Source organism: Microbulbifer thermotolerans, assembly GCF_001617625.1.
GTDB classification, from domain to species: Bacteria; Pseudomonadota; Gammaproteobacteria; order Pseudomonadales; family Cellvibrionaceae; genus Microbulbifer; species Microbulbifer thermotolerans.
In genome coordinates this window covers 335,318-351,087 of record NZ_CP014864.1, presented here as the reverse complement: position 1 = coordinate 351,087, position 15,770 = coordinate 335,318, and the positions used below count along the sequence as shown (strand labels likewise).

6 protein-coding genes and 2 tRNA genes are annotated in these 15,770 nt (G+C 55.9%); 5 read left to right on the top strand and 3 right to left on the bottom strand.

The features are described from left to right. Positions 1-77: 77 nt before the first annotated feature. Both rlmB and rnr read right to left on the bottom strand, forming a co-directional pair. Positions 78-833 carry a 23S rRNA (guanosine(2251)-2'-O)-methyltransferase RlmB gene (gene rlmB, locus A3224_RS01390; protein WP_067150492.1) on the bottom strand — a complete coding sequence of 252 codons (756 nt, stop codon included), beginning with the start codon at positions 831-833 and terminating at the stop codon, positions 78-80. 140 nt (positions 834-973) lie between these two features. Continuing rightward, positions 974-3,673 (bottom strand): ribonuclease R, encoded by a 2,700-nt coding sequence (rnr, locus tag A3224_RS01385; protein ID WP_067150489.1) that lies wholly within the window; start codon positions 3,671-3,673, stop codon positions 974-976. Positions 3,674-3,961: 288 nt separating this feature from the next. On the opposite strand from rnr, the gene A3224_RS01380 reads away from it, so the two are divergent. Both A3224_RS01380 and A3224_RS01375 read left to right on the top strand, forming a co-directional pair. Then, positions 3,962-4,048: transfer RNA gene (locus tag A3224_RS01380), tRNA-Leu, on the top strand. A 128-nt stretch (positions 4,049-4,176) separates the two neighbouring features. After that, a tRNA-Leu gene (locus A3224_RS01375) sits at positions 4,177-4,263 on the top strand. Positions 4,264-4,321: 58 nt separating this feature from the next. Here the strand turns inward: A3224_RS01375 and ppc are convergent. Further along, a complete protein-coding gene (gene ppc, locus A3224_RS01370) occupies positions 4,322-6,985 on the bottom strand; it encodes a phosphoenolpyruvate carboxylase (protein WP_067150486.1) in 2,664 nt (887 codons plus the stop codon). A 462-nt stretch (positions 6,986-7,447) separates the two neighbouring features. Between ppc and A3224_RS01365 the strand changes: the two genes are divergently transcribed. From A3224_RS01365 to A3224_RS01355, 3 genes are all read left to right on the top strand, one after another. Continuing rightward, positions 7,448-9,925, top strand: a complete 2,478-nt coding sequence (locus A3224_RS01365; protein WP_067150483.1) for a PQQ-binding-like beta-propeller repeat protein — start codon at positions 7,448-7,450, stop codon at positions 9,923-9,925. 444 nt (positions 9,926-10,369) lie between these two features. Continuing rightward, complete coding sequence (locus tag A3224_RS01360) at positions 10,370-12,811, top strand: outer membrane protein assembly factor BamB family protein (RefSeq protein ID WP_067150480.1); 2,442 nt, start codon at positions 10,370-10,372, stop codon at positions 12,809-12,811. 444 nt (positions 12,812-13,255) lie between these two features. Continuing rightward, positions 13,256-15,760 carry a PQQ-binding-like beta-propeller repeat protein gene (locus A3224_RS01355; RefSeq protein ID WP_067150477.1) on the top strand — a complete coding sequence of 835 codons (2,505 nt, stop codon included), beginning with the start codon at positions 13,256-13,258 and terminating at the stop codon, positions 15,758-15,760. Positions 15,761-15,770: the final 10 nt, after the last annotated feature.

Genomic DNA, 15,770 nt, shown 5'->3' with positions numbered 1-15,770 from the left:
CCGGACGACACTCCATTGCGCCGCTGCGCCGGCGGAAATGCGCGAAAGCATTTCCAAACTGGGAAGAAATCAGTGTATCAGCCGGCGCGCTGCCGGACCGCTTCGAAGAGACAGACGCCCGTGGCGACGGAAACATTCAAACTGCTCACCTCGCCCGCCATGGGAATTTTAATGAGATGATCGCAGTGTTCCCGGGTCAGGCGGCGCAGGCCGGTGCCCTCGGCCCCCATCACCAGCGCCAGCGGACCGGTGAGTTGACTTTGATAGATATCCTGCTCGGCCTCACCGGCGGCGCCAAATATCCACACCCCGGCCCGCTGCAACATCTGCAGGGTGCGCGCGAGATTGGTGACGCTGACAAATGGCAGCACTTCGGCGGCGCCGCAGGCGACCTTTCGCGCCGTGGGTGTCAAGCCGGCGGATTTGTCCTTGGGCGCAATTACCGCGTGGACACCGGCGGCCTCGGCGGAGCGAAGGCAGGCGCCGATATTGTGAGGATCGGTGACGCCGTCGAGGACTAACAGGAAGGGCGCTTCTCCCTTCACCTCCAGCTGTTGCAGCAATTCCTCCAAAAAGCGTTCGTCGAAAACTTTGGTCTGCGCCTCACAAACAGCAACAACCCCCTGGTGATTGCCATCGCCACCGACTTTTTCGTCCAAAGTGCGGCGGTCGGCAAAGCGCACGGCGATATGGTTTTTCTCCGCTTGCCCGAGAATTTTTTTCAGACGCTGATCCTTGCGACCGCGAAGAAGCAGCAGCTCGTGGACCTGTTGGGGAGCACTTTTCAATAGGGCCTGAACGGCGTGCAGGCCATAAACGATTTCTGTGGACATGGGTATTGCTTGCTGATTTGAATATTCGGACCGCGCTCGCCTGTGCTCTCACCCGCTGTGAGAATATCGGGAACTCGCGGTGTTCCCGGCCATTCTGTGCTCGGAGTGAGATAAGCCCGCCGGCCCGGCTGACAGTGAGTCTACTTTTTCTTTTTGCGCTTGATAGAGGACTTTTTCTTTTTTTTAGCCTTGATGGTTTTCCCATTGGCTTTGGCCGCCCGTTGCGCCGCCTTGCGCGCTGCGACCGCCGGGCGCTTACCCCCTTTGCGCGGTGGCGTGCGTTTGGGGCGTCGGCGCTTTTTCGCCGGTATTTCCTCTTCACTTCCAGCTGCATTTTCCGTCAACCGGGTTTCCACCGGTACCGCCTCGGTGGTGCCGACCTTGCGCTTGCGGATGGGGGCAGCAGCGGGCGGAAGCTCGGCGCGCCCGGCCCAGGGGCTGGCTGTGCCCCTGCCACCGGGGCCACTTTTCTTAGCCGCCGAGGACTTGCCTCGCCTATCTCTTTCCCGCTGGTGCTCCAGCGCCATTTCCATTGCGCGGGCGCTGACCTTGACCTGCTCCCGTGGCATCAGCTCTTCAAGGGTGAAATCCACCTTGCGCTCATCCAAATCCACCCGCGCCACCTGAACCCGCACGGAATCCCCCAGGTGATAACGCCTGCCACTACGCTCGCCAACCAGACGCTGATGGGCCTGCTCAAAGCGGTAATAGTCTTTCGGCAGGGCTGTCACATGCACCAGGCCCTCCACGTAGAGGTCGGCCAGTTCGACAAAGAGACCGAAACCCGTGACGGCACTAATCACCCCGGTGTAGACCTCGCCAACGCGGTCCTGCAAATACTCACACTTGAGCCAGCTGACCACATCGCGGGTGGCATCGTCGGCACGGCGCTCGGTCATGGAGCAGTGCTCGCCCAGCAATACCATGGCCGGCATATCGTAGGGCAGGATTTTTTCCCGAGGAATAACCTTGGCGCCGGGCACCGAATACACTTTTTTAGCCACCGCGCGCTCATTGGCGTCGCCATTGCGAATCAACCAGCGCAGCGCGCGGTGCAACAGCAAGTCCGGATAGCGGCGGATCGGCGAGGTGAAATGGGCGTAAGCGGGATAGTCGAGCCCGAAGTGGCCGCGATTCTCCGGCTGGTAAACGGCTTGATTCATAGAGCGCAGTAGCATCATCTGGATAATATGTGCATCGGCGCGCCCCGCCACTTGCTCCAGCAGCAGCTGAAAGTCCATCGGCTGAGGCTCGGCCCCGCCGGGTAAGCGCAGGCCCAGCTCACCCAAATATTCACGCAGATTGCTGAGCTTCTCCTCCTTGGGCGCGTCGTGTACCCGGTAGAGGGCTGGCACTTCCGCCAGCTCCATCAGCCTGGCCGCGCACACATTGGCGGCGAGCATGCACTCTTCGATGAGCTTGTGCGCGTCATTGCGCACAACCGGCACTATGCGCTCTATTTTGCGGTTGGCATCAAAAATAATGCGCGTCTCAGTGGTCTCGAAGTCGATGGCACCGCGGCGGTCGCGGGCGGAGCGCAGGGCCTTGTAGAGGTCGTGCAGATTGTCCAGGTGCGGAGTTAACGCCGCGAACTGTTTGCGCAGACCGGAACCGCGGAGGCCGCGCTCCGCAATTATCTGCCCCACCTGGGTATAAGTAAGCCGTGCATGACTGCGCATCACACCTTCGAAGAAGCGGTAGTCGCGGATCTCACCATCGCGGTCAATGTGCATTTCACACACCATACACAGGCGATCCACCTCGGGATTGAGGGAGCAGAGGCCGTTGGACAGCTTCTCCGGCAGCATCGGCACAACGAAGTCCGGGAAATAAACGGAGTTACCGCGGTTGTGGGCCTCCTCGTCCAGGGGTGTGCCCGGACGCACATAGTGAGACACGTCGGCAATGGCCACCAGCAGTTTCCAGCCACCATCCGGTAACGCTTCGCAGTAGACAGCGTCATCAAAGTCCCGCGCGTCCTCGCCGTCAATCGTCACCAGCGGCAGCTGGCGCAGATCTACCCGCCCGCTCTTATCGCCCTCGACCACCTCATCGGGAATAGCCTCCACTTCGCTCAGCACCGCCGCCGGCCAAACGTGAGGGATATCGTAGTTGCGAATTGCTACGTCTATTTCCATACCCGGCGCCAAATGGTCGCCGAGTACCTCGATGACCTCGCCTTGCGGCACCTTGTCACGGCCCGGCTGGGTGACAATCTTTACCACCACATACTGACCGTGGCCGGCACCTGCAGTGTGTTCCTCGGCAACCATGACATCGAGGTTGATGCGCGGGTTATCCGGGCGCACGAAACAAATACCATTCTCGCGATAGAGACGCCCGGCCAACTGCTGAGTATTGTGCTTGATGACCCGCACCACCGCCGCCTCGCGCTTGCCGCGGAAGCCGCCGGGGGTCTCGCGCACCAGCACTTCGTCACCGTCGAAGACCTTGCGCATCTGCCGGTGAGAAAGATATAAGTCGTCGCCACCATCCCGCGGCGCAACAAAGCCAAAGCCATCGCGGTGGCCGATAACCCGGCCGCGAATCAGGCTCATTTTGTCCAGCACGCCGAAGTCACCAGAGCGGTTACTGGCAATCTGGCCGTCCCGGGACATGGCGATCAGGCGCCGACGCACCCCTTCACGGCGGTCGGCGTCGCGGATATCGAGTAGATCCGCCACCTTCTCCCAGGACACCGGCTCCGGTTGCCGCTCCAGGAGTTGCAGCAAAAATTCTCGGCTGGGAACAGGTTTTTCGTATTTTTCCGCCTCACGCTCCGCGTAGGGATCGGCGGGAGCACTGGCGAGGTGGTGATCTGAAGTTTTCTTTTGCGTCAAAACAGCATCCGTTATTCGAAGTGGCCGCGTATTTTTCTGCGGCATTCCGGAGTACCTGTTGCGGCCGGAAGCTTCCCCGGCAGCTGTCCGAGGCACTCCGACAGTATGGACCGGCGACTGGCACCAGTGATTACCGGTTCAGGCAAAGCCGCCGTGTACGCAGTATAAGCGATTTCGCCGCATTTCCCGACCGGCAGGTAAAAAGTTGAAAAAAGCGCACCTTGGCCGTTGACACCGGCTGCGCAGATCACTATAGTGCGCGTCCTCAACGGCGGATGCCGTCGAATTGCCCAGGTGGCGGAATTGGTAGACGCGCTAGCTTCAGGTGCTAGTGGCCTTACGGCCGTGGAAGTTCAAGTCTTCTCCTGGGCACCATATTCAGACAGAGGCCGACTCGCGAGAGTCGGCCTTTTTTATTGTCTGCAGCGGCGCGGCCCAGAGGGCATTGACTCGCCCTGGAAAATGGCTATAGTGCGCCCCCGCAACGGCACACGACGCCGATTGCCCAGGTGGCGGAATTGGTAGACGCGCTAGCTTCAGGTGCTAGTGGCCTTACGGTCGTGGAAGTTCAAGTCTTCTCCTGGGCACCATATAAAAGAAAGGCCGACTCGTGAGAGTCGGCCTTTTTTGTTGGCTGCACCAGAGGCGTCACCCGGTATTGCGCATCCCGGCGGCGATACCGGCGATGGTTACCATCAGGGCGCTCTCCAGCAGCGGCGCCGACTCCCGCTCGCGCAGACGGGCCATCAACTCCGCCTGCAGCAGATGCAGCGGATCTGTGTAAGGATCGCGCACGCGGATGGACCAACGCATCACCGGGTTATTGTCCAACAGGCTGTCGCGGCCGGTGAGGCAGCGGAGTGCATCCACGGTATGCGCCAACTGCTTGCGCAGGGTGGTGCCGAGGCGCAGCAGTTCCTCGTCATCCGTCAGCCGCTCCTCGTACCAGGAGGCGACCCGAATGTCCGTCTTGGCCAGCACCATCTCCAACATGTCCACCAAGCCTTGAAAGAAGGGCCAGTGCGCATTCATTTCCCGCACCACTTCGGTTTCTTCGCGGACTGACAGCGCCCGGTCGAGTGCTGCCCCGGTGCCCAACCAAGCCGGCAGCATCAGGCGGATCTGTGTCCAGGCGAAAACCCAGGGAATCGCGCGCAGCGTTTCCACGCCACCGCCGGGCTTGCGCCGCGCAGGGCGGCTACCCAGCGCCAGACGGCTGAGCTCGGTTTCCGGGGTCACTGTGCGCAGGTAAGCAACCAACGCCGGATCATCGCGCACCACTTTACGGTAATCGGCCACAGACACTTGCGCCAAGCGCTCCATTTCCGCACGCCACTCCGGACGCGGCGCCGCCGGCGGCACCAGCGTCGCCTCAAGGGTAGCGGCCACATACTGCTCCAGGTTGTAGGCCGCCACTGCGGGGCGACCGTATTTGAAGCGAATCATTTCACCCTGCTCGGTAACGCGAATGCGCCCGGCCACAGCACCGGGCGGCTGCGACAACAGAGCCATCCGGGTGGGCGAACCGCCACGGGAAATGGAGCCTCCGCGGCCGTGGAACAATGTCAGTGGAACCTTCTGAACCCGAAAAATCTCCGTGAGCTTTTCCTGGGCGCGGAACTGAGCCCAGGCCGCACCGAGAAAACCCGCGTCCTTGGCCGAATCCGAATAGCCGATCATCACCTCCTGCCCGGCGCGCACGCGCGCTTTGTAGAAAGGGATCTCCAACAGTGCGCCCATGGTATCGGCGGCATTGTTGAGATCGTCCAGAGTCTCGAACAGTGGCACCACGCGCATGGGCCGAGTAACACCTGCGATCTTCTGCAACAGCATTACCGCCAGCACATCGGAAGGCCTTCTCGCCATGGAAATCACATAGGCGCCCAGCCCCTCCGGCCCCTGCTCAGCGATCACTCGACAGGTGTCCAGCACCTCCCGCACCTCTTCGCTGCACAAGTCGCTGCGGTAGAAGCCTTCGTCCACCAGTGGGCGGCGGCTCTCCAGCTCTGCAAGGAGAAACTGCTGCTTTTTCTTTTCGTCCCACTCCGCGTAGCTGCCCAGTGCCAGGTAGCGGGTGATAGCATCCAGGGCCTCGCTGTGGCGGGTGGACTCCTGGCGGATATCCAGGCGCAACAGGGTAATACCAAAGCAGTTAAGGCGGCGCAGTGTGTCCTTGAGCTGACCGTCGGCAATGGCCGCAAGCCCCACTTCGCGCAGCGAGCGGTCGATCCGGTTCAACTCATCCAATAGCTGCTGCCCACTGGTGTAGCCCTCCCCCTGCGGCTCCGGAGCCCCATTCACCAAAGCCTCCATACGCGCGCGGGTATTACGCAGGCGGTTGCGCACCCGGCGCAATACCAGCCGATAGGGCTCGTGGCTGGGACCGGTATATGCGAGCAGTTCGTCACTGGCCTTGTGCATGGACAAATCCGCGAGCAGGTTTTCCACATCGCGCAGGTAGAGGTCCGCGGCCATCCAGCGGGCGAGCAGCAACACTTTGCGGGTAACGGCGGCGGTGACATTGGGGTTGCCGTCGCGGTCACCCCCCATCCAGGATGCAAAGCGAATTGGAACCCAGTCCGCCGGCAGTGATTCCAGCCCCTCCCGTTTTAATTCCGCGTCTATTCCGCGCATCACTCGCGGCAGTGCCTGCCACAGGGATTGCTCAATCGTCGCAAAACCCCATTTCGCCTCGTCCACAGGTGTGGGGCGCTCGCGGCGGATTTCGTCGGTACTCCAGGCGGAAAGAATTTGTTCGCGCAGGAGGCGGCGCAGCCTGTCCTTTTCCTCTTCTGTGCGATCCGGCCGGTCCAGATCGGCCAGCAGGTCGGCGATCCGGTCGTATTTGCGGATCAGTGTGCGGCGGGTAACTTCGGTGGGATGTGCGGTGAGCACCAGTTCCACGGATAAATTCTCCAGCACCGAACGGATTTTTTCCCGACCGATCCCGGCGTTTCTCAACTCCGCCAGTACCTGGCGCAAACTGCGATCGGTATCCGGATCGCCCGGGTAGCGCTGGTGGTGCCGGTGCAACCGCTCGCGGTGGCGCTGCTCGGCAATATTGGCCAAATTTAAAAACTGACTAAAAGCCCGCGCCACCTCCAACAGTGTTTCATCGTCCAGCGGCCTTAAAAGTTGGCGCAAGCGCTTTACTGGCATCTCACCCTGACCACGGCTCTCTACCGCGACCTGACGGATAGTTTCAACTGTATCGAATAACGCCTCGCCAGCCTGCTCCCGCAATACCGCGCCGAGCTCTTCACCGAGCAGGCGGACGTCTTCTCTCAGAGGGGCGTTTTGATCCTGACTCACAGATTTTTCCTCAGTTGCGGGACGAACCGCGCATCTTCGCATATTTCTTCAGAAAAGGTTGAATATTGCCAAATATGCCGCAGCTTTTGTGATCACAACTTTCCCGCAACAAACTGAGAACCAGTTCAACCATTTATGCCGCTTCGGTAGATGCAATATTCTATTCAGTTAAAATTGTCGTCTAACAGTCACCGGTGTGACAGGGAAAGGGCCAGGGAATTGAGGTATTGGTACCAATATCGAGGCCAAATAAATCACTGATCCCCTACCTCTGAATAATAAAACCCTGCATCAATAACCAGCTGCCCAGACGCAAAACGCGATGTAAATGAGTAGGGCGAGCTGTTAGCAGAGGCATATCAAGTGGCCTTAAAAAAATACCGAATACCAAACCACCACAATCGTATCGGTACAGCGGCACTATCGAAGGATCTCTATACAGTCAGTTAAAAAGGAATACTAATGATGACAGCCAACCAAAATACCCGTCAGAGACTTGGAAGTCTGGCCGGTAAGCTTCCTGCAATTTTACTGTCCACTCTTTTGACCGCCTGTGGGGGCGGCGGCGGTGGCGGCGGGGGAGACAGCAGCATCGCCCCCCCACCCCCGACCGCGGTTGCCACGGTACTCCAGGCCAAGGCCGACGCCGAATCGGTGACACTGACCTGGGAAGACACCGGGGCGGACAGCTACAACCTGTTTTATTCCACCGCACCTGGCTGCGATATCGAAAACTACGCAAGCTGCCCGGGCGGAACCATGGTGGCAGGCGCCGAATCCCCCTATACCGTCACCGACCTCACAAACGGCCAGAACTACTGGTTCCAAGTGGAATCCATCTTAGATGAGAGCAACGCCGTTTCCAATGAAGCCGGCGCACGGCCGGATCGGCTGGTGCCGAACCATTGGGTGGAGGCCATGGCCACAGGCGCCGACGGCACTGTCTACCTGGGGGGACTCTTCACCTATTTCGGCGTGCTCAGTGGCCACGGTGTTCCCTTTAGTACAACCAGTGGGTACGCAGGAGCCTTTCCGCTGGTCAACGGGCCGGTAACCGCCGTTGCAGGTGATAACAAGGGGGGCTTCTATATCGGCGGCGAGTTCACAACCGTCGGCGGAGAGGCCCGCAACAACCTGGCCTATATCCGCGCCGATGGCACACTGGGTGAATGGAACCCGACCATTAACGGTGACATTAACGCCCTTGCCGTACTGGACGATACCGTATATATCGGTGGGGACTTTAGCTATGTTGAAGGGGAACCACGCAACAACCTAGCCGCTATTGATACCGACGGCAACCTGCTCGAATGGAGCCCTGCTGCCAACTCCAACGTTAACGCCATCGCAATAGCAGACGGCACCATCTATGTAGGAGGTGATTTCAGCAACATAGACGGAGAAACGCACGATGCTCTAGCCGCTATCAATACCGACGGTAGCCTACACGACTGGAGTCTGGATTTTGACCGTCAAGTACACGACCTCGCTGTGTCTGGCGACACCATTTACGTGACCGGAGAATTCAAAAAGATCAACGAACAAACACACACTGGCGTCGCCGCCGTCGATACCAACGGTAACCTGCTCGACTGGAATCCGGATATTGGCTTATTTTATTGTACAACGCAATGCACCATTGCAGTGGCCGAGGATACCATTTTTATAGGTTGGGACTCCCCATTCGTCTCTATAAACGGAGAAACTCGCAACTACTTGGCCGCGTTTGATAGCAGCGGCAATCTGCTCGACTGGAACCCAAACCCCAATTTTGATGTTTACGCAATCACAGTGGTCGGCGATACCGTCTATGTGGGTGGAACATTCACCAGCATAGACGGGCAAGAACGCAATAGCCTAGCGGCCTTCGATACCGACGGCAACCTGCTCGACTGGAGCCCGGCGGCCCACGGCGGCCCCACGGCAGGCGTCAAGGCACTTGCGGTCAGTGGCGATACGGTATATGCAGGCGGCGACTTCACCAGCATTCAGGGGTATGCACGCAATCGCCTAGCAGCTATTGACAGTGAAGGCCAACTGCTCCCCTGGAGCCCAAGTGCAGACCCTTATGTCAGGGCACTCGCAGTGGACGGTAATACCGTATATGTGGGGGGAGACTTCGAGTCTATCAATGGTGAAGAGTGCCACACATTAGCCGCCATAGATACCAGTGACACACTACTTAGCTGTGACTGGGACATTAACAGGGGGCCAGAAGAAAAAGGCGCCGTATATGCGCTCACATTAGCTGAGAATACTTTGTACGTAGGTGGCTATTTTTCCAATTTTAACGAACAAACCCGCAATAACGTGGCAGCGATTAGTACTACCGATGGCAGCCTGCTCACCTGGAATCCAGATGTGAGTAGCGATGTGAGTAGCATTATGAGCAGCGTTGTCAGAACCATTGCCATTAGCGGAGATGCCGTTATTTTGGCGGGGAAATTTAGTAGTGTTAATGGGCAGCCACGCGAATCTTTTGCCGCCGTCCATACCGACGGCAGCCTGCTCGACTGGACACTTGATGCAGACCAGTGGATCTATACATCCACAATTAATAACAACACCATTTATATCGGTGGCCGGTTCTCCAACCTCGGAGGAATCTCTCGTAATTATATAGCAGCCATTAACACCGATGGCAGTCTGACTGATTCGCATCCCGACATCAATGGTCCAGTCTTTGTCCTTACAGAAAACAACGGAACCCTCTATGCTAGTGGAGACTTTGACACTGTCAACGGAGAGCCACGCAGTTATCTAGCCGCCTTTGACAAAGACAGGAACTTACTGGGTTGGAGCCACGCTCTTTCCGATGCCGCCACTTCTTTAACGGTGTCTGGAAATTCTCTCTATCTAGCGGGGTCCTTCACCGAAGTCAACGGTGAACTTTCGCCTAATTTGGCCATTCTGCCTCTTGCCGAATCTGCAACGGACTAAAGGCTTAGAGAAAATCGACAGCTGATAAGACTGCTGAAAATTATTAATTTCAGACAAAGCAACAACAAAAAGGCCGGCTTAATGCCGGCCTTTTTTATCCAAATGATTACACCTTTTCAGTGCAAACTGAGAACCAGTTCAACCATTTATGTTGTCTCAGTAGATGAAATATTTTCCATTTAGTTAAAATTGTCTTTCAACAGTCGCCAGTGTGACGGGGGGTTAATTAGGCGATTGACACCAATATCGACTCTAGAAATATAACTGATCACTCCACGCCTCTGTAGTAAAACTGCAATCAAAGATCAGCTGTAAACACGATTAATCACCAGAGCAAATAATTAAAACAATTCCACGAAAGACCAGATACCAACCCATCAAAATGGTATCGGTACAGCGGCACTATCGAAGGATCTCTACACAGTCAGTTAAAAAGGAATACTCATGATGACAGCCAACCAAAATGCCCGTCAGAGACTTGGAAGTCTGGCCGGTAAGCTTCCAGCAATTTTACTGTCCACTCTTTTGACCGCCTGTGGCGGCGGTGGAGGCGGCGGTGGCGGGAGTAATAGCGGAGCGGGCAGCAGCTCCAGCAGCAGTGGCGGCACACCGCCCCCGACCGCAGTCGCCACGGTGCTCCAGGCCAAGGCCGACACCGAATCGGTGACACTGACCTGGGAAGACACCGGGGCGGACAGCTACAACCTGTTTTATTCCACCGCACCTGGCTGCGATATCGAAAACTACGCAAGCTGCCCGGGCGGAACCATGGTGGCAGGCGCCGAATCCCCCTATACCGTCACCGACCTCACAAACGGCCAGAACTACTGGTTCCAAGTGGAATCCATCTTAGATGAGAGCAACGCCGTTTCCAATGAAGCCGGCGCACGACCGGATCGACTAGTGCCGAACAGTGGGGTGAAGGCCATGGCCACAGGCGCCGACGGCACTGTCTACCTGGGAGGATACTTCACCTATTTCGGCGTGCTCAGTGGCCACGGTGTTCCCTTTAGTACAACCAGTGGGTACGCAGGAGCCTTTCCGCTGGTCAACGGGCCGGTAACCGCGGTTGCAGGCGATAACAAGGGGGGCTTCTATATCGGCGGCGAGTTCACAACCGTCGGCGGAGAGGCTCGCAACAATCTGGCCTATATCCGCGCCGATGGCACACTGGGTGATTGGAACCCGACCATTGACGGTGATATTAACGCCCTCGCTGTACTGGGCGATACCGTATATATCGGCGGAGATTTTGACGAAGTTAACGGGCAGCCACGCAGTAACCTGGCCGCTGTTGATGCCGACGGCAACCTGCTCGAATGGAGCCCCGCTGCCAGCTCCAACGTTAACGCCATCGCAGTAGCAGACGGCACCATCTATGTGGGAAGTGATTTCTTTCTAGCCGCCATCAATACCGACAGTAGCCTGTACGACTGGACTCTGAATTTTAACTATAGAGAAGTACACGACATCGCTGTGTCTGGCGACACTATTTACGTGGTCGGAGATTTCGATAAGATCAACGAACAAACACGCAATGGCCTCGCCGCCGTCGATACCAACGGTAACCTGCTCGATTGGAATCCGGATTTTGACCAATTTTGTTCATGGCAATGTACCATTGCAGTGGCCGGCGATACCATTTTTGTAGGTTGGGAATACTCACTCGTCACTATAAACGGAGAAACTCGCAACTACTTGGCCGCGTTTGATAGCAACGGCGATCTGCTCGACTGGAACCCAGAACCCAATGAAGCGGTTAACGCAATCACAGTGGTCGGCGATACCGTCTATGTGGGTGGAGAATTCACCAGCATAGAGGGGCAAGAACGCAATAATCTGGCTGCCTTCGATACCGACGGCAACCTGCTCGACTGGAGCCCGGCGGCCCATGGCGGCGTCAAGGCACTTGCTGTCAGTGGCGATACGGTATATGCAGGCGGCGACCTCTCCAGCGTTCAGGGGCAGGTACGCAATTACTTGGCAGCAGTTGACGGTGAAGGCCAACTGCTCCCCTGGAGTCCAAGTGCAGACGCAAATGTCCAGGCACTCGCAGTGGACGGTAATACCGTATATGCGGGGGGATACTTCCAGTCTATCAATAATGAAGAGTGCCACGCATTAGCGGCCATAGATACCAGTGACACACTACTTAGCTGTGACTGGGACATTAGCAATAGCCCAGTAAATATACGTAGCGTAGAGGTTCTCACATTAGCTGGTGATACTTTGTACGTAGGTGGCTATTTTTCCAATTTTAACGAAAACACCCGCAATAACGTGGCAGCGATTAGTGCTACTGATGGCAGCCTGCTCAACTGGACTCCAAATGTGAATGCCCCTGTCTACACTATTGCCGTTAGCGGAGATACCGTTATTTTGGGAGGGAGATTTAGTAGTGTTAATGAGCTGCCACGCAAATATTTTGCTGCCATCCATACCGACGGCAGCCTGCTCGATTGGATACTTGATACAGACGGATCCATTTACACGTCCGCAATTAGTGACAATACCATCTATATCGGCGGCAGGTTCTCCAGCGTCGGAGGGATCTCTCGTAATCACTTAGCAGCCATCAGCGCCGATAGTAGCCTGCTTGATTGGAGTCCCGATATCGATGGAAAGGTCTATACCCTTTTAGCAAACAACGGAATCCTCTATGTAGGCGGAAACTTTGAAACTGTCAATGGAGAACTGCGCAGTTATCTAGCCGCCTTTGACAGTGACAATACCCTGCTGGATTGGAGCCATTCCCTTTCTGGTGGTGTTGACTCCTTAACGGTGTCTGGAAATTCTCTCTATCTAGGGGGATACTTCACCGAAGTCAACGGTGAATTTTCGCCTCACTTGGCTATTCTGCCTCTTGCCGAATCTGCAGCGGACTAAAGGCTTAGAGAAAATCGACAGCTGATAAGACTGCTGAAAACTATTAATTTCAGACAAAGCAACAACAAAAAGGCCGGCTTAATGCCGGCCTTTTTTATCCAAATGATTACACCTTTTCAGTGCAAACTGAGAACCAGTTCAACCATTTATGTTGTCTCAGTAGATGAAATATTTTCCATTTAGTTAAAATTGTCTTTCAACAGTCGCCAGTGTGACGGGGGGTTAATTAGGCGATTGACACCAATATCGACTCTAGAAATATAACTGATCACTCCACGCCTCTGTAGTAAAACTGCAATCAAAGATCAGCTGTAAACACGATTAATCACCAGAGCAAATAATTAAAACAATTCCACGAAAGACCAGATACCAACCCATCAAAATGGTATCGGTACAGCGGCACTATCGAAGGATCTCTACACAGTCAGTTAAAAAGGAATACTCATGATGACAGCCAACCAAAATGCCCGTCAGAGACTTGGAAGTCTGGCCGGTAAGCTTCCAGCAATTTTACTGTCCACTCTTTTGACCGCCTGTGGCGGCGGTGGAGGCGGCGGTGGCGGGAGTAATAGCGGAGCGGGCAGCAGCTCCAGCAGCAGTGGCGGCACACCGCCCCCGACCGCAGTCGCCACGGTGCTCCAGGCCAAGGCCGACACCGAATCGGTGACACTGACCTGGGAAGACACCGGGGCGGACAGCTACAACCTGTTTTATTCCACCGCACCCGGCTGCGATATCGAAAACTACGCAAGCTGCCCGGGCGGAACCATGGTGGCAGGCGCCGAATCCCCCTATACAGTCACCGGACTTACTAACGGCCAGAACTACTGGTTCCAGGTGGAATCCGTTGTCGAAACCAGCCGCGCCGTTTCCAATGAAGCCGGCGCGCGGCCGGATCGACTGGTGCCAAATGATAGGATTAACGCCATGGCCACAGGTACCGACGGCACTGTCTACCTGGGAGGATACTTCACCTATTTCGGCGTGCTTAGTGGCCACGGTGTTCCCTTTAGTACAACCAGTGGGTACGCAGGAGCCTTTCCGCTGGTCAACGGGCCGGTAACCGCGGTTGCAGGCGATAACAAGGGGGGCTTCTATATCGGCGGCGAGTTCACAACCGTCGGCGGAGAAGCCCGCAACAACCTGGCCTATATCCGCGCCGATGGCACCTTGGGTGATTGGAACCCGACCATTGACGGTAACATTAACGCCCTTGCCGTACTGGACGATACCGTATATATCGGCGGAGATTTTGACAAAGTTAACGGGCAGCCACGCATCAACCTGGCCGCTATTGATGCCGACGGCAACCTGCTCGAATGGCGCCCTGCTGCCAACTCCAACGTTAACGCCATCGCAATAGCAGACGGCACCATCTATGTAGGAGGTGATTTCAGCAACATAGACGGGGAAACGCACGATGCTCTAGCCGCTATCAATACCGACGGTAGCCTACACGACTGGAGTCTGGATTTTGACCGTCAAGTACACGACCTCGCTGTGTCTGGCGACACCATTTACGTGACCGGAAATTTCAAAAAGATCAACGAACAAACACACAATGGCGTCGCCGCCGTCGATACCAACGGTAACCTGCTCGATTGGAATCCGGGTATTGGCGCATTTTATTGTACAACGCAATGCTCCATTGCAGTGGCCGAGGATACCATTTTTATAGGTTGGGACTCTCCATTCGTCTCTATAAACGGAGAAACTCGCAACTACTTGGCCGCGTTTGATAGCAGCGGCAATCTGCTCGACTGGAGCCCAAACCCCAATTTTGATGTTTACGCAATCACAGTGGTCGGCGATACCGTCTATGTGGGTGGAAAATTCACCAGCATAGACGGGCAAGAACGCAATAGCCTAGCGGCCATCGATACCGACGGCAACCTGCTCGACTGGAGCCCGGCGACCCACGGCGGCCCCACGGCAGGCGTCACGGCACTTGCGGTCAGTGACGATACGGTATATGCAGGCGGCGACTTCACCAGCGTTCAGGGGTATGCACGCAATCGCCTAGCAGCTATTGACAGTGAAGGCCAACTGCTCCCCTGGAGCCCAAGTGCAGACGGAAATGTCAAGGCACTCGCAGTGGACGGTAATACCGTATATGCGGGGGGAAACTTCGAGTCTATCAATGGTGAAGAGTGCCACGCATTAGCAGCCATAGATACCAGCGACACACTACTTAGCTGTGACTGGGACATTAACATGGGGCCAGAAGAAAAAGGCACCGTATATGCACTCACATTAGCTGAGAATACTTTGTACGTAGGTGGTTATTTTTCCAATTTTAACGAACAAACCCGCAATAACGCAGCAGCAATTAGTACTACCGATGGCAGCCTGCTTACCTGGAACCCAGATGTAAGTAGCGATGTGAGTAGCATTTTTAGTAGCGTTGTCAGAACCATTGCCATTAGCGGAGATACCGTTATTTTGGGGGGGAAATTTAGTAGTGTTAATGAGCAGCCACGAGAGAATTTAGCTGCCATCAATACCGACGGCAGCCTGCTCGATTGGACACTTGATGCAGACCAGTGGATCTATACATCCATAATTCATAACAACACCATTTATATCGGTGGCCGGTTCTCCAGCATCGGAGGAATCTCTCGTAATTATATAGCAGCCATTAACACCGATGGCAGCCTGGCTGATTCGAATCCCGATATCAATGGTCCAGTCTTTGTCCTTACAGAAAACAACGGAACCCTCTATGCTGGTGGAGACTTTGACACTGTTAACGGAAAGCCGCGCAGTTATCTAGCCGCCTTTGACAGCGACAATACCCTGCTGGATTTGGGCTCTTCCCTTTCTGATGGTGCTTATTCCTTAACGGTGTCAGGGAACTCTCTCTATCTAGCGGGGTACTTCACCGAAGTCAACGGTGAATTTTCGCCTCACTTCGCTATTCTGCCTCTTGCCGGATCTGCAACGGACTAAAGGCTTAGAG

Coding starts and splice junctions, on each gene's coding strand:
- rlmB (WP_067150492.1), bottom strand. CDS start 833: ATGTCCACAGAAATCGTTTATGGCCTGCACGCCGTTCAGGCCCTATTG.
- A3224_RS01365 (WP_067150483.1), top strand. CDS start 7,448: ATGATGACAGCCAACCAAAATACCCGTCAGAGACTTGGAAGTCTGGCC.
- A3224_RS01360 (WP_067150480.1), top strand. CDS start 10,370: ATGATGACAGCCAACCAAAATGCCCGTCAGAGACTTGGAAGTCTGGCC.
- A3224_RS01355 (WP_067150477.1), top strand. CDS start 13,256: ATGATGACAGCCAACCAAAATGCCCGTCAGAGACTTGGAAGTCTGGCC.